General features: G+C 68.1%; 13 protein-coding genes. All 13 read right to left on the bottom strand.

Features of this window, described 5'->3' with window-relative positions; translation table 11 throughout:
- Positions 1-18: 18 nt before the first annotated feature.
- Positions 19-3,576 (bottom strand): DNA polymerase III subunit alpha, encoded by a 3,558-nt coding sequence (dnaE, locus tag AC1MED_RS07580; protein ID WP_346959053.1) that lies wholly within the window; start codon positions 3,574-3,576, stop codon positions 19-21.
- Positions 3,577-3,653: 77 nt separating this feature from the next.
- Positions 3,654-4,610: an RluA family pseudouridine synthase gene (locus tag AC1MED_RS07575; RefSeq protein ID WP_346959054.1), complete on the bottom strand. Its 957-nt coding sequence runs from the start codon at positions 4,608-4,610 to the stop codon at positions 3,654-3,656.
- Positions 4,603-5,238 (bottom strand): signal peptidase II, encoded by a 636-nt coding sequence (gene lspA, locus AC1MED_RS07570; RefSeq protein WP_346959055.1) that lies wholly within the window; start codon positions 5,236-5,238, stop codon positions 4,603-4,605. Before lspA ends, AC1MED_RS07575 begins: the two co-directional genes overlap by 8 nt.
- A gap of 82 nt (positions 5,239-5,320) precedes the next feature.
- A complete protein-coding gene (locus tag AC1MED_RS07565) occupies positions 5,321-6,007 on the bottom strand; it encodes a DivIVA domain-containing protein (protein ID WP_346959056.1) in 687 nt (228 codons plus the stop codon).
- Between the two features lie 148 nt (positions 6,008-6,155).
- Entirely contained in the window at positions 6,156-6,464 is a 309-nt protein-coding gene (locus tag AC1MED_RS07560; protein WP_346959057.1) for a YggT family protein, read from the bottom strand.
- A 148-nt stretch (positions 6,465-6,612) separates the two neighbouring features.
- Positions 6,613-7,143, bottom strand: a complete 531-nt coding sequence (locus tag AC1MED_RS07555; RefSeq protein WP_479786259.1) for a cell division protein SepF — start codon at positions 7,141-7,143, stop codon at positions 6,613-6,615.
- A gap of 114 nt (positions 7,144-7,257) precedes the next feature.
- Positions 7,258-7,959 carry a YggS family pyridoxal phosphate-dependent enzyme gene (locus AC1MED_RS07550; RefSeq protein WP_479786258.1) on the bottom strand — a complete coding sequence of 234 codons (702 nt, stop codon included), beginning with the start codon at positions 7,957-7,959 and terminating at the stop codon, positions 7,258-7,260.
- Between the two features lie 38 nt (positions 7,960-7,997).
- The gene (locus AC1MED_RS07545; RefSeq protein ID WP_479786257.1) at positions 7,998-8,774 is read right to left on the bottom strand and encodes a purine nucleoside phosphorylase YfiH/LACC1 family protein; all 777 of its coding nucleotides are present in this window, start codon (positions 8,772-8,774) and stop codon (positions 7,998-8,000) included.
- Between the two features lie 131 nt (positions 8,775-8,905).
- Entirely contained in the window at positions 8,906-10,120 is a 1,215-nt protein-coding gene (gene ftsZ / locus AC1MED_RS07540; protein WP_346959061.1) for a cell division protein FtsZ, read from the bottom strand.
- Positions 10,121-10,405: 285 nt separating this feature from the next.
- Entirely contained in the window at positions 10,406-11,326 is a 921-nt protein-coding gene (locus tag AC1MED_RS07535; RefSeq protein WP_479786256.1) for a cell division protein FtsQ/DivIB, read from the bottom strand.
- The gene (murC, locus tag AC1MED_RS07530) at positions 11,319-12,731 is read right to left on the bottom strand and encodes a UDP-N-acetylmuramate--L-alanine ligase (RefSeq protein ID WP_479786255.1); all 1,413 of its coding nucleotides are present in this window, start codon (positions 12,729-12,731) and stop codon (positions 11,319-11,321) included. The genes AC1MED_RS07535 and murC overlap by 8 nt, the downstream gene beginning before the upstream one ends.
- A gap of 113 nt (positions 12,732-12,844) precedes the next feature.
- Positions 12,845-13,975 (bottom strand): undecaprenyldiphospho-muramoylpentapeptide beta-N-acetylglucosaminyltransferase, encoded by a 1,131-nt coding sequence (gene murG, locus AC1MED_RS07525; RefSeq protein ID WP_479786254.1) that lies wholly within the window; start codon positions 13,973-13,975, stop codon positions 12,845-12,847.
- A 5-nt stretch (positions 13,976-13,980) separates the two neighbouring features.
- Positions 13,981-15,558: a putative lipid II flippase FtsW gene (gene ftsW, locus AC1MED_RS07520; protein WP_479786253.1), complete on the bottom strand. Its 1,578-nt coding sequence runs from the start codon at positions 15,556-15,558 to the stop codon at positions 13,981-13,983.
- Position 15,559: the final 1 nt, after the last annotated feature.

The following is a 15,559-nucleotide window of genomic DNA, read 5'->3' as shown; positions in this document are numbered from 1 at the left end:
TCAGCTGACCAGGCGGGCTCAGCTGTCCAGGCAGGTCGGGCCGAGCAGCACCTTCAGGTCGCCGAACAGGGACGGGCTGGGGTTGACGCGCAGATGCACGGGCAGCCCCATGACCTCCACCCGGGAGTCGCCGTGCAGGTGCAGCCGGACCTCGGACTTGCCGCGGTGCGTCCGGAGCACCTCACCGAGCTCGTTCACCACGGCCTCGGTGGCCTTGTGCGTCGGCATGGTGATCACCAGCGGCCCGTCGAGTCCTTCGCTGAGGTCCGGTACCGACAGTTCCATGCAGTTCAGGGCCACCGCGCCGTCGTCGCGCCGCTGCAGCCGGCCCTTGACCACAACGATCAGGTCCTCGGCCAGCACGGAGGCGATCGGGCCGTAGACCTGCCCGAAGAACATCACTTCCACCGAGCCGCCCAGGTCCTCGATCTCTGCGCGCGCGTACGCGTTGCCGCTGGCCTTGGCGATCCGCCGGCTGAGCGAGGTGATCATGCCGGCGATGGTGATGATGGCGCCGTCGTGCGGCCCGTCCTCGGCGATGATCGAGGTGATGGACTGGTCGGCGTGCTGGCTCAGCAGCCCCTCGAGGCCCTGCAGCGGGTGGTCCGAGACGTAGAGGCCCAGCATGTCGCGTTCGAAGGAGAGCTTGTCCTTTTTCTCCCACTCGGGCAGCTCGGGGATCTCGATGCTCAACGAGGATTCCGACTCGGTGTCGTCGATGCCGGCGAACAGGTCGAACTGGCCGATCGCCTCGTTGCGCTTGAGCGTGATAACCGAGTCGATGGCTTCTTCGTGGATCATGGCCAGGGCCCGGCGGTGGTGGCCGAGGGAGTCGAAGGCGCCGGCCTTGATCAGGGATTCGATGGTGCGCTTGTTGCAGACCACCGCCGGGACCTTCATCAGGTAGTCCTTGAAGGAGGTGTAGGCGCCTTCGCGTTCCCGTGCGGCCACCATCGCGTCGACGGCGTTGGCGCCGACGTTGCGGATCGCCCCCATGCCGAAGCGGATGTCATTGCCCACCGGGGTGAAGTTGAGCGCTGATTCGTTGACATCCGGCGGCAACACCGTGATGCCCATGCGCCGGCACTCGTTGAGGTAGATCGCCGACTTGTCCTTGTCGTCGCCGACGCTGGTGAGCAGGGCCGCCATGTACTCCGGCGCGTAGTGCGCCTTGAGGTAGGCGGTCCAGTAGGAGATCACGCCGTACGCCGCCGAGTGCGCCTTGTTGAAGGCGTAGTCGGAGAAGGGCAGCAGGATGTCCCAGAGGGTCTTCACCGCGGCCATCGAGTAGCCGTTGTCCTGCATGCCCTGGGAGAAGCCGGCGAACTGCTTGTCCAGCTCGGATTTCTTCTTCTTGCCCATGGCACGGCGCAGGATGTCGGCCTGGCCCAGGGTGTAGCCGGCGAGCTTCTGCGCCACCGCCATAACCTGCTCCTGGTACACGATCAGGCCGTAGGTGCCGCCGAGGATCTCGGCCAGCGGCTCCTCGAGTTCGGGGTGGATCGGGATGACTTCCTGGATGCCGTTCTTGCGCAGCGCGTAGTCGGTGTGCGCGTTGGCACCCATCGGTCCCGGCCGGTAGAGCGCCAGCACGGCGGAGATGTCTTCGAAGTTGTCGGGCTTCATCAGCTTGAGCAGCGACCGCATGGGGCCGCCGTCGAGCTGGAAGACGCCGAGCGTGTCGCCCCGGGCCAGCAGCTCGTAGGAGGCGGCGTCGTCCAGGGCCAGGGACTCGAGGTCCAGGTCGACGCCGCGGTTCATTTTGATGTTTTCCAGGGCGTCGGAAATGATCGTCAGGTTCCGCAGGCCCAGGAAGTCCATCTTGATCAGGCCGAGGCCCTCGGAGGTCGGGTAGTCGAACTGCGTGATGACCTGGCCGTCCTGGAAACGGCGCATGATCGGGATGACGTCGATGATCGGGTCCGAGGACATGATGACGCCGGCGGCGTGGACGCCCCATTGCCGCTTCAGGCCTTCAATGCCCAGGGCGGTTTCGAAGACCTTCGCGGCTTCGGGATCTGTGGCAATCAGCTGGCGGAAGTCCCCGGCCTCGCCGTAGCGCTTGGACTCGGGGTTCTGGATGTCCGCCAGCGGGATGTCCTTGGCCATCACGGCCGGCGGCAGCGCCTTGGTCAGCTGCTCGCCCATGCTGAAGGGGTAGCCCAGCACGCGGGAGGAGTCCTTGAGCGCCTGCTTGGTCTTGATCGTGCCGTAGGTGACGATCATGGCGACGCGCTCGTCGCCGTACTTGCGTGTCACATAGTCGATCACTTCCGAGCGGCGCCGGTCATCGAAGTCGACGTCGAAGTCGGGCATGGAGACGCGGTCCGGGTTCAGGAAGCGTTCAAAGATCAGTCCGTGGTGCAGCGGGTCCAGGTCGGTGATGCGCATGGCGTACGCCACCATGGAGCCGGCACCGGAGCCACGTCCGGGACCCACCCGGATGCCGTTGTTCTTGGCCCAGTTGATGAAGTCGGCCACCACTAGGAAGTAGCCCGGGAAGCCCATCGAGGTGATGACTTCCAGCTCGTAGTCGGCCTGCTGGCGGACCTTGTCCGGGATGCCCTGCGGGTACCTATAGTGGAGTCCCTTGTCCACTTCCTTGACCAGCCAGGACGTTTCGTCCTCCCCCTCCGGGCAGGGGAACCGGGGCATGTAGTTGGCGCCCGTGTTGAAGGACACCTCGCAGCGTTCGGCGATCAGCAGTGTGTTGTCGCAGGCGTCTGGGTGGTCGCGGAACAGTTCCCGCATTTCCTGCGGGGACTTCAGGTAATAGCCGCTGCCGGAGAAGGCGAAGCGTGAACCGCCGTTGTCATACGTGGGCTCCAGCAGGGTCGAGCCGGACTGGATGGCCAGCAGCGCCTCATGCGCCTTGGCGTCGTGCTCGTGGGTATAGTGCAGGTCGTTGGTGGCCACCAGCGGCAGGTTCAGTTCCTTGGCCAGGCGCAGCAGGTCGCCGGTGACGCGGCGTTCGATGTCCAGGCCGTGGTCCATGAGTTCGCAGAAGTAGTTCTCGGCACCGAAGATGTCGCGGAACTCGGCCGCGGCTTCGAGGGCCTCGCGGTACTGCCCGAGCCGCAGCCTCGTCTGGACCTCGCCGGAGGGGCAGCCGGTGGTGGCGATGAGCCCTTCGGAGTAGGTGTTCAGCAGCTCGCGGTCCAGCCGCGGCCACTTGCCGAAGACCGAGTCCAGGGAGGCGATCGAGGAGGCACGGAACAGGTTGCGCATGCCCACGTTGTTGTAGCTGAGCAGGGTCATGTGCGTGTAGGAGCCGCCGCCGGAGATGTCGTCCTTGCGCTGGTTCTCTTCGCCCCAGCGCACCCTGGTCTTGTCGGTGCGCGCGGTGCCCGGCGTGACATAGGCCTCGACGCCGATGATCGGCTTGATGCCCTTGTCCGTGGCCCGCTTCCAGAAGTCGAACGCTCCGAAGAGGTAGCCGTGGTCCGTGGTGGCCAGCGCCGGCATGCCCAGCCGCTCGGTCTCATCGAAGAGTTCTCCGAGGCGCGCCGCACCGTCCAACATGGAGTATTCGGTGTGGTTGTGGAGGTGGACGAACGAGTTGTTGCTGGAAGTCACCGAATCATTCTAGTGCCGGGCACGGACACTGACGTGCCCGGCACGACGGCGGGGCGGACCGCCGCCTAGGTGCTGCCTTAGGCGTTGCCGGACTCCAGCACTTCGAGGGCGTACTTGAGGTCCTGCGGGTATTCGCTGGTCACGGTGACCCGTTCCCCCGTCCGCGGGTGGTCGAAGGACAACTGCCGGGCGTGCAGCCACTGCCGGGTCAGGCCCAGGGTGGCGGCCAGCCGGGGATCGGCCCCGTAGGTCAGGTCGCCGGCGCAGGGGTGGCGCAGGGCGGAGAAATGCACCCGGATCTGGTGGGTGCGGCCGGTTTCCAGGTGCACCTCCACGAGCGAGGCCTTCCCGAAGGCTTCGAGCACCTCGTAGTGGGTCACCGAGTCGCGGCCGTCCTCGATCACGGCGAAGCGCCAGTCGTGGCCGGGATGCCGGCCGATGGGTGCATCGATGGTGCCGGCCAGCGGGTCCGGCAGGCCCTGCACGACGGCGTGGTACACCTTGTCCACGGTGCGTTCCTTGAAGGCCCGTTTGAGCGCCGTGTAGGCGTTCTCGGTCTTGGCCACCACCATCACACCGGAGGTGCCGACGTCGAGCCGGTGCACAATGCCGGCGCGTTCGGGCGACCCCGAGGTGGAGATCCGGTAGCCGGCACCGGCGAGGCCGCCGACGACGGTGGGCCCGACCCAGCCCGGCGACGGGTGGGCGGCCACCCCGACGGGTTTGTCGACGACGACGAACTCGTCGTCGTCCAGCAGGATCTTCAGACCTTCCACAACTTCCTCCACAACTTCCAGCGGGTCCCGGCGTTCCGGGAGGACGACGTCGAGCTCGCCGCCGGCGCTGAGCTTGAGGGACTTCCCCACCGGCTTGCCGTGGCTGCTGACATGGCCTTCGGCGATCAGCGTGGCGGCCTGGGAGCGGGAGATCTCCATCAGTTTCGCCAGCCCCGCGTCCACCCGGGTGCCGGCGAGTTCGGCCGGGACGTTGAAGTGCCGGCGGCCCTGCTCCCCCGCCGGACCGGGCTCAGACATTGTGGCCGTTCCCGGTATGGTCCGGTGTGGTGGGTTCCGGCGCGGCCGCGCCGGTGGTTGCCTTGTCCTGGTGCTGGTTGAGGCGGGAGCCGTCGAGGGCGACGCCGCGCAGCGTGAGCAGGCAGATGATCACCACCGCGGACACCACGGCCGAATCGGCGATGTTGAAGATCGCGAAGTTGGGCAGCTGGATGAAGTCCACCACGTGGCCCATCGCGAACGAGGGCTCACGGAACAGCCGGTCGGTCAGGTTGCCCAGTGCGCCGCCGAGCAGCAGCCCCAGCGCCAGCGCCCACCAGGCGGAGCCGAGCTTGCGCAGCTGCAGCAGGATCGCGATGGAAACGGCCGCCATGATGATGGTGAACACCCAGGTGACGTTCTCGCCGATCGAGAAGGCGGCGCCGGAGTTCCGGATGTAGTACCAGTGCAGCAGCGGCGGGAGCACCGGGATGCGTTCGCCCTCGGTCATGGTGTTCGTGACCCAGAGTTTGGTCAGCTGGTCGAACACGTAGGCGAACACCGCGAATCCGGCGAACAGGGTCAGCAGCAGGGCGCGCCGCGGTTTGCGCGCCGGCGGCTGCACGGCATCCGCGGGCTGGGCGGCGTCTGGGGTTGGTGCGTCAGTCATAGTGCTTTCGTCCGGGTTAATGCCAAAAGCCGGTGGCCGAGGAGTCCTCAGCCACCGGCTTTCAGAATACGTGTAAAACGTCCTAGCTGGCTTCGACCTCGGGGGCCGCGACCGAACCACGGGCATCCAGGTCACGCAGCTGGCCTTCGATGTAGGCCTTCAGGCGGGACCGGTAATCGCGCTCGAAGCCGCGCAGCTGCTCGACCTTGCGCTCCAGCACCGAGCGCTGCTGCTCGAGGGCGCCGAGGATCTTGCGGGACTTTTCCTGCGCGTCGTTGACCAGGCTGCTGGCTTCGATCTGCGCCTCGGCGATGATCTTGTCGCGCTGCTGTTCGCCGTCGGCGACGTGCTTGTCGTGCATCTGCTGCGCCATGGCCAGCAGACCGGCGGCGGACTCGGCGGACGCCGACGCGGCAACGGGTGCGGGGGCAGGCGCCGGAGCGGGAGCCTTCTCGGCTTCCTTCTTCTTGGCAGCTTCGGCGGCTTCGGCGGCCTTGGCCTCGGCTTCTGCCTTGGCGCGGTCTTCCTTCTCGGCCTTGACGGGTGCAGGCACCTTCTCCACGACGGGAGCGCCAGCAGCGGAGCTGGCGGCCGTGCCGGAACCGGCTTCGGCGAGCTTCTTGCGCAGCTCGTCGTTCTCCTGGTTCAGGCGTCGCAGTTCGACGACGATCTCGTCCAGGAAGTCATCAACCTCGTCCTGGTCGTAGCCTTCGCGGAACTTGGTCGGCTGAAAGCGCTTGTTGACAACGTCTTCTGGCGTCAAAGCCATCTGGTCACCTCGTTGGTCTAGTTAGTCAGGAGGCCTTCCGGCCGTCAAAACTACGGTACCTAAATATGGTCTGGTTCCTCTAATTCAACACCGCAGTGTCAAACCGGAGTTTTATCTTTTTGGCGGCGGACTGGTCCGGCCGCTCAGGTTATGCGGCGATCGGCTGCGCGTAGGTGAAGTACCGGGCAACGCTCATGGCCACCGAGACGGCGATGAACAGCACCAGGAACGCGAGGTCCAGCGAAATTCCGCCGAGCCGCAGCGGCGGAAGGACCCGGCCGAGCAGCTTGAGGGGCTTGTCTGTGACGGAGTACACAGCGTGCGCGGTGACGAGCGCCACGCCGTGGGGACGCCAGCTGCGCGCGAACATCTGCACCCAGTCGAAGATCAGGCGGATGATCAGGGCGACAAAAAAGAGCAGCAGGGCGATATAGACAAGTCCGAAAACAATTCCCATGAGTTAACTCATATCTCCATGATCATTCCGGATACCGCAGTAGCCTGGCAGGTGGTCGCATGTATTCCGACACGTCTATTCCAACACGGATCGCGCAGCACGGATGCCAGGCAGGTATTCCTGCCTGGCATCCGGACGGAATCCTGGACTAGCTCTGGTTGAAGAAGCTGGCCTGCGTCTCGCTGACCTTCTTGTCGTCGCCGATCACTTCGACATACGACGGCGAGAGCAGGAACACCTTGTTGGTCACCCGTTCGATGCTGCCGCGCAGGCCGAACACCAGGCCGGCGGAGAAGTCGACCAGGCGCTTGGCGTCCGCTTCGCCCATGTCGGTGACGTTCATGATGACGGGGATGCCGTCACGGAAGCTTTCACCGATGAGCTTGGCATCGTTGTAGGACCGCGGGTGGATCGTCGTGATCTGCCGCAGGCCTGTGGTCTCTTCGCGGCTCGCGGCCGCTCGCTTGATGGGTGTCACGGGTGCGCGGTATTCCTCTTCAGCGGCGTAGGGCTCTTCCCTGGGGACTTCGCGGACGGGCGCCGGCGCACGGCGCTCCTCGCGGTCGTGCTCCATGGATTCGTCCTCATCCTTGTGCGGGGTGTGATGCTCGGACTCGTAGTGTTCGTCGCCGTCAGCGAGCCCAAGATAGATCATTGTCTTGCGCAGAGCGCCAGCCATGGTCGACTCCTAATCGTGTCCGTTTGCGGGCCGCTCAGTGACGTGACCGTGTTGGAGTCACTGCTTGAATTCACTGCATTGGAATCCCCGCCATTACCTTCCAATACGTTGAACCTACCGCAACGCCGGGCGCGGACCGAGAATATCGGAGCCAATTCGAAGGTGTGTCGCCCCGAACCGGATGGCCGCTTCCAGGTCCTGGCTCATTCCGGCGGAAATGCCGGTGGCCTGCGGGTGCTCGGCGCGGAGCCGGGCGGAGATCTCCGCCAGTTTTTGGAACGCCGCCTCCGGTGCTGCGCCAAGGGGCGCCACGGCCATCACGCCCGCCAGCCGGAGTCCGGCGGCGGCCGCGAGCTGCGCGGCCAGCTCCGGGACGTCCGCCGGCAGGGCGCCGCCGCGGTGGCCGTCGGCGTCGTCGTCCAGGCTGACCTGGATGAAGCAGTCGAGGTCTCCGCGGCCGGTGCGTTCCTGCTCCGCGCGGAGCGCCTTGGCCAGGGCAGCGACCAGCTGGGGCCGGTCCACGGAGTGCACCGCGTGGGCGTATTTGACGACGGATTTGGCTTTGTTGCTTTGCAGTTGGCCGATGAAATGCCAGCGCAGGTCCAGCTCCTGCAGCGCTGCGGCTTTCCCGGACGCTTCCTGGTCCCGGTTTTCGCCGACATCGGTGACGCCGAGTGAGGCCAGCCGCGCGACGTCCTCGGCCGGGTGGAATTTGGTGACCACGATCAGCTCCGGGGTGGACTGGCGCCCGGCGGCGGCCACGGCGTCGTCGATCCGCTGCCGGACCACGTCAAGGCGTTCGCGCAGCTGGGCCAATCTTGGGTCCGCCGGAGCAGCGTCCGCTGCCGGCACCGTCACGTGAGGGCCCCGGTGGGCGTGGCGGCGGGCGTGGCGGTCCAGACCAGGCCCGCGAACCGGCCGGTGCGCCCGTCACGCCGGTATGAGTACAGCCCTGCGTCTTCCCGGGTGCAACCGCCGGAGTACTCGACGGCGACGCCCTCCGCCGCAAGCTGGCGGCGGACACCGGCCGGCAGATCCAGTCCGGGCGTGCCCTGGGCCGTGGTGCACCAGGCCGCTGGAACGGACTCTGCAACCTCCGCGCGCATGCTGTCCGGCACCTCGTAGCACTGCCCGCAGATGGACGGGCCGATCCACGCGCTGATTCCGGTGGCGCCGTGCTCACGCAGCTGCGCCACCGCGGCGGGGACCACCCCGGCGGCCAGGCCCGGACGGCCGGCGTGGACGACGCCGAACACGGGCGGCGCGTCACTGCCCGCCGCGCGCTCCCCCAGCAGGACGATCGGCACGCAGTCCGCCACCATAACCGCCAGCGGGCCGCCGGCGGACACCATGGCGTCGGCGGTGGGGGCGTCGGCGGTAGGAGCATCCGCAGCCGGCGTGCCAGGCTCCCCGGCCGGGGCGCCTCCGCCAACGACTGCTACTTCCTTGCCGTGCACCTGGTTCATGAACTGGAAGCGGCGGGGGCTGAGCCCGGCGGCTTGTTCGAGCAGTTCCCGGCGGCGGTGCACCTGCGCCGGGTCGTCGCCGACATGGAGCGCCAGGTTGCCCGCCGCTACGTTGGTGAACGCCACCCAGATGCCGGGCCGCACCTCAGCTCGCCAGGAAAACACTCAGCACACCGCCACTTCCGGAACCGCAAACAATAAAAAACACATCTGGACTACCGTAACCCCGCCAAAGCACCATGGCACTGCCGTCAGGGCAGTGCCATGGTGCTTTGGCGGTGTGTGAAAGCGACGGCTTACTTCAGGAAGTCCGGCACGTCGAGGTCATCCGAGTGGCGGCCGGAGAGATCCGGCTCGACGACGGACGGAAGGTCCACGTCAAAGCCCGAGTCGGCCGGCACGGCCGAGGGGCGCTGCTGGCCCCAGTTGCTCAGCCCGGACGCGCCGACGCCGGCGTGCAGCGGCTGGACCGGCGCCGAGGCGGGAGCCTGGGCCGGAGCAGGTGCGGGCGCTGCGGGACGGGCCGGGACCGGCTGGGACTGGTCCATCGAGGGCGAAGTGGCCTTGACGTCGTCGAACCCGGCAGCGATCACCGTTACGCGGGCTTCATCCCCGAGCGCGTCGTCAATCACGGCACCGAAGATGATGTTGGCTTCGGGGTGCGCCACTTCCTGCACCAGGCGGGCGGCCTCGTTGATTTCGAAGAGTCCGAGGTCCGAGCCGCCCTGGATGGAAAGCAGGACGCCATGGGCGCCGTCGATGGAGGCTTCCAGCAGCGGTGAGGCGATGGCCAGCTCCGCAGCCTTGACGGCGCGGTCTTCACCGCGGGCCGAGCCGATACCCATCAGCGCCGAGCCGGCGCCCTGCATCACGGACTTGACGTCCGCGAAGTCGAGGTTGATCAGGCCCGGCGTGGTGATCAGGTCGGTGATGCCCTGGACACCGGACAGCAGCACCTGGTCGGCGGAGCGGAACGCGTCCAGCACGGAGACGTTGCGGTCGCTGATGGACAGCAGCCGGTCGTTCGGGATCACGATCAGGGTGTCGACCTCGTCGCGCAGGGCGTCGATGCCGGCTTCGGCGGAGCCGGCGCGGCGGCGTCCCTCGAAGGTGAACGGGCGGGTGACCACGCCGATGGTCAGCGCACCCAGCGAGCGGGCAATGCGGGCCACAACGGGCGCGCCGCCGGTGCCGGTGCCGCCGCCTTCGCCGGCGGTGACGAAGACCATGTCTGCGCCACGGATGACCTCTTCGATCTCGTCGGCGTGGTCCTCGGCTGCCTGCCGGCCGACCTCAGGATTCGCACCGGCTCCCAGGCCGCGGGTCAGCTCACGTCCGACGTCGAGCTTGACGTCCGCATCGGACATCAACAGCGCCTGGGCGTCCGTATTGATGGCGATGAATTCGACGCCGCGAAGACCCACCTCGATCATGCGGTTGACTGCGTTCACGCCACCGCCGCCGATGCCGACGACCTTGATGACGGCCAAGTAATTCTGCGGAGCTGCCACGTTACGTGTCCCTTGTTCGTGTTCTATTGCGAAAACTGATGGAGTCGAGCTTGAAGCTTTGAACCTTAACCTTCCAGTTGAAGGTTATAGTTATGTCAAGTAACTCATGTCTGTGACGCTATTTCCTATGCAGAGGACATTCAATAACCGGCTCCGCGTGTCGCGGGAATACCGGGAAAATGCCCTCTGTTTCTGCATTTTTGCCGCTGATGGGCGCCGCCGCGTCCCCGCGGCGGCGCCATTGTGTCTATACCCCGGCCGCGGGCCGGGGTAAGTGACGGAGAGCTATCGGGTGACCGGATGGCGCGGCACGCTCACGTCGTAGACCGCGACCGGATTTTTCGGATCAACCGGGGCTTTCAGCAGGGCCGAGAGCACCCTGGCTTTGAGTTCCTTGTCCCCCGCGTTGCCCCAGATGATCGTCCTGCCGTCCACCAGCTTGAGTTCGACGGCGTCCGCGGACTTGGCCGAGGCATCGGAAAGCCGGGCCAGGACATCCGGCGGGAGCGCACCGAGCACCGCGGTGACGGCGTGGAACAGGTCCTTGGGCAGCGCGCCCCGGCCGCCGTCGATCACCGGAAGTTTGATCGATGCGGGATCCTTCGTTGTGCCCAGCTGGACGCCGTCGACGTCCACCAGCTGGTAGAGCGCTCCCTGCTTGACCAGCGCCACGGGCACGCGCTCGGTGATCCGCACCTGCAGCGTCGAGGGCGGCCGGGCCTGCGTGGTGACCGCCTTGACCTGGACCAGCGGCCGCAACAGCCGGCCCACCTCGTCATCGCTGATCTGCGGCAGGGGCTTGCCCTGCAGCGGCGCCAGGGCCGCCTTGACCTGATCCGCGGTGAGCATCCGGGTGCCCTGCACGGTAACCGTCTGGACGGCCAGCCACGGCGAGTAGATGGCCGCCGCCACGATCGCCGCGGCCAGCACTGCGATCGCCGCGACCGTGCTGAGGATGATCCGGCGGCGCCGCTTCGCCTTCGGTTCCGGGAAGGCGAGCACGTTGCCGCGTTGCGTCTCTGTTCCCCCGGCCCCGGCCGGATTGACGACTGAGGGTGCCGGGCCGGACGGCTTGGGGGCTAACGGATCCCCCGCTGCCGGGTCTGCCTTGGACGCCGAGATGACGTCCTCCTGCCCTGCTGCCGGCCGGCCGGAAGCGGAGCCGCGCGGCCCGGACGGGTAGGCGGGCCGGCGCGTGCTAGGCATCCGGCGCCCCGAGGGTCAGTGCGTCGACGATGCGCGGGCCGTAGGCGGTCACGTCGCCCGCGCCGGCTGTGAGCACAATGTCCCCCGGCGCGGCGGCCTTGAGCACGGCCCGGACGGCCTCCTCGCCGGGACCGACCAGCCGTCCGCCGGGGCCGAGGTGGTCGGCGATGAGCTGGCTGGTGACACCGGGAATGGGATCCTCGCGGGCCGGGTAGATGTCGAGCAACAGGGCGGTGTCCGCGGCGTTCAAGGCGTCGGCGAACTCGTGTGCGAATTCCCGGGTGCGGGAAAACAGGTGCGGCTGGAACAGCACGTGGACCCGGTGATCGCCGGCCACCGAGCGGGCCGCGGCGAGGGCCGCCCGCACCTCGGTGGGGTGGTGGGCGTAGTCGTCGTAGACCCGCACACCACGGCCGGCGCCCTTGAATTCAAAGCGGCGCGAGGCGCCGGAGAAGTTGGCCAGCGCACCGGCGGCCGTTTCAGGGGCAACGCCCAGCTCCAGAGCCACCGCAAACGCCGCGGCGGCATTCAGGGCGTTGTGCCGGCCCGGGACCTGGAGTTCCACGGCGAATTTCCCCGCCGCGGTGGAGATCCAGACGTCGCCCGGGCCGCCGTCATGCAGCACCACATCGGCGTCCGCCGCCGTGCCGTACAGGACCACCCGGGTGTTGCCGCGGCCCCGGGTGCGCAGCGCCAGGGCGCGGGCGCCGTCGTCGTCGGCGCAGGCGACCAGCAAGCCGTCCGCCGGGAGGAGTTCGGTGAAGCGGTCGAAGGAGGCGTAGACCGCCTCGGCCGTGCCGTAGAAGTCCAGGTGGTCCGGCTCGACGTTGGTGACGACCGCGATCTGCGGCCGGTAGTTCAGGAAGGAGCCGTCCGATTCATCGGCTTCAGCGATGAAGACCGGGGATGCTCCGGAGGCCGCATTGACGCCCAGGGCGGGGACGTTGGCGCCGATGGCGAAGGACGGGTCCAGGCCGGCGCCCTGCAGGAGCACCGTGATCATCGACGTCGTGGTGGACTTGCCGTGCGTCCCCGCGACCGTGACGGCCGTGTCCTGCGCCATGGTTGCGGCCAGGGCCTCGGAGCGGTGCAGCACCGGCAGCCCGGCGGAGCGCGCCGCGGCCAGCTCGGGGTTGTCCGGGCGGATGGCTGAGCCGGCGACGACGGTCTGGGCGTCGCCCAGGTTCGCCGCGTCGTAGCCGACCGCGATCCGTGCGCCGGCCGCGGCGAGCTCGGCCATGACCGGCAGGTCCTTGGCGTCCGAACCGCTCACCGTTATGCCGCGGGCCACCATGATGCGGGCCACGGCGGACATCCCCACCCCGCCGATGCCGATGAAGTGCACGCGGCCCAGGGAGTCCTGGGTGCGGGCCGCCGGCGGTGTGCCGTTCTGGGCCTGGGTCATTGCTTTACCGCTTCCTGCCTGCTGTTCACTGTCGCTGCCGTTGAATGTCGCTGCCGGGTCGTTGCCCGGGATTTTGCCGTCCTGGTCGTGGTTGCCTGGTCATAACTGTCTGGTCATGACTGCCCGGCGGTGCGGCGGGGCGTGGACTGCGCGGCTTCCAGGACGAGGGCGGCCATCCGCCGGTCCGCGTCCCGGATGCCGAGCTGCTCGGCGGCCGCGGCCATCGCCTCCAGCCGCGGGCGGTCGCCCAGCAACGCGGTGATGTGCCCGCTGATCCAGGCAGCGTCGAAGGCGCTGTCCTCAACCAGGAGGGCGGCGCCGGCGTTGACCAGGCCGGCGGCGTTGAGCGCCTGTTCACCGTTGCCGATCGGGAGCGGGACGAAGACGGCCGGAACGCCGACGGCGGCGACCTCGCAGACGGTCGCGGCGCCGGAGCGGGCCAGCAGCAGGTCGCCGGCGGCGTAGGCCAGTTCCATCCCGTCCACGTACTCAACCTGGCGGTAGCCGGGCGCTGCCAGCGGTTTGCCCTGGGCGTCGTGGACGGTCTTGCCGCGCCCGGTGATGTGCAGCGTCTGGATGCCGGCGTCGGCCAGGGCGTCGACTGAGGCGGCGATGGCGCGGTTGATGCTCTGTGCCCCGGAGGAGCCGCCGGTGACGATCAGGGTTGGTTTGTCCTGGTCCAGGCCGAGCGCGGTGCGCGCGGCGGACCGGGCAGCGGCCCGGTCCAGGCCGGAGATCTCGCGGCGCATCGGCATGCCGACGTGCCGTGCCCCGCGCAGCCTGGTCTCAGCGAACGCGACGGCCACGTGGCGGCTCAGCCGGGCTCCGACGCGGTTGGCGAGCCCGGGCCGGGTGTTGGCCTCGTGCACGACGATCGGAATCTTGCGGCGCCACGCGGCAAGGTACAGCGGGGTGCAGACGTAGCCGCCGACGCCGACGAGCACGTCAGCCCGGGCGTCGTCGAGGATGGATCCGGCCTGCCGGACGGCGGCGGCGAGCTTGCCCGGGAGCCGCACCAGCTCCATTGACGGCTTGCGCGGAAACGGGACCCGGCTGACCGTGGCCAGTTCCAGCCCGGCGGCGGGCACCAGCCGGGCCTCCATCCCCCCCGGGGTGCCGACGGCGAGAAGCTGGGCGCCGGGGTTGACCTCACGCAGGGCGTTGGCGATGGAAAGCAGCGGGCTGATGTGCCCGGCGGTGCCACCGCCGGCAAGGACGACGGACAGGGGCGACTCGGTCTTCATGGGGGCTAGGTACGCTTTCGTGCGGGGTTCTTGGGAGCGGGCGTCCGGGTGCCGGGCCGCCGGACGGCAGTGCTGCCGACCGGGGGCCGGGCCGCAGCGCCCGGGGCCTTGGTTGACTGGGTCTTGGTTGTCGGGGCTTTGGTTGTCTGGGCTTTGGGCGCGGTGGCGTTCGGGGCTTGGGTGCGGGTACCGGCCGGACGCTTGGCGTCCCGCCGCGCGGCCGCCTGCTTGCGGAGTACTTTGGCGAAGCCGGCGGGCCCGAACTTGAACATTCCCTTCGGCTGCATGTCCGGTTCCATTTGGGCCCGGGCCAGGGACAACACTACGCCGATGGCACAGAGCGACATGAGCAAGGCCGAGCCGCCGTAGGAAATGAACGGCAGCGGGATGCCGACCACGGGGAGCAGGCCGGTGACGACGGCCATGTTGACGGAGGCCTGGCCGAGCAGCCACACCATGATGGCGCCGGCGAGGACCCGGTGGAACAGGCCCTGCTGCGCCACCACAACGCGGTAGATGGCCGTGCCCAGGATCGCGAACAGGATCAGGACCACGATGGTGCCGATCAGGCCGAGTTCCTCGCCGATGATGGCGAAAATGAAGTCGTTGTGGGCTTCCGGGATCCAGCTGTATTTTTGCCGGCTCTGGCCCAGTCCCACGCCGAACCAGCCGCCGGAGGCCAGGGCGTAGAGACCGTTGGTGGACTGGTAGTTCACGTCCGAGCCGTCCGCGCAGGTCTGGCCGGTCCAGGACAGGATGCGGCAGACCCGGTTGGGGCTGGTGATGGCGAGCACCGCGGTGCCGACGGCCAGGACCACTCCGGCGATGCCGAACAGGTAGAGCCGCACCCCGGCGAAGTAGAGCGCGGCGGCTGTGATCAGCATGACGATCATCGCCGTGCCAAGGTCGTTCCCCATCAGGATCAGGCCGATGACCCCGGCCGCTCCCGGGAGCACCACCGGGATCAAGGCGTGTTTGGCCTGGTGCAGGAGCTTGGCCTTGGCATTCAGCACCGTCGCCATCCAGAGGGCGAGGGCCAGCTTGGCCGCCTCGGAAGGCTGGAAGGTGAAGGGTCCGACGTCGATCCAGTTCTGGTTGCCGAGCGCGCTGCGGCCCACCAGGAGCACCAGGACCAGCAAGACGAAGGCGGCCAGGATGGCGGCCCAGGCGCCGCGTTTGAGCCAGACGACGTTGACGCGGGAGAGCACGAACATGCAGAACAGGCCGATCGCGGCGAAGAGGCTCTGCTTGCCGGCTGCGGTGTAGGCCGACTCCCCCGCCGCGATCGCCTCCACGCTCGATGCGGACAGCACCATCAGGATGCCGATCGCGGTCAAGGCGAGGGTGGAGCCCAGGATGAGGTAATAGGTGGAGCCGTTACGAGACTTGCCGGTGCCTTCCAGTGCCGCCCAGAAGCCGCGGTACCAGCCGCGGACCCTGGCAACGGGCGTGGGACGGGGCCCCGCATCGGCCGCCGCGCCGGCGGCGGTGCTGCCTGCTTTCCCGGCTGGTTGCCCGGCTGGTTTTCCACCTGCGGTGGAGGCCGTCCGTGCCGCGGCGGGACGGGTGGGCGTGCTGACCATT

The organism is Arthrobacter sp. BI5, assembly GCF_056680065.1.
Note: the sequence above shows the minus strand (reverse complement) of the source record. Positions and strands in the feature narration are given on the sequence as shown.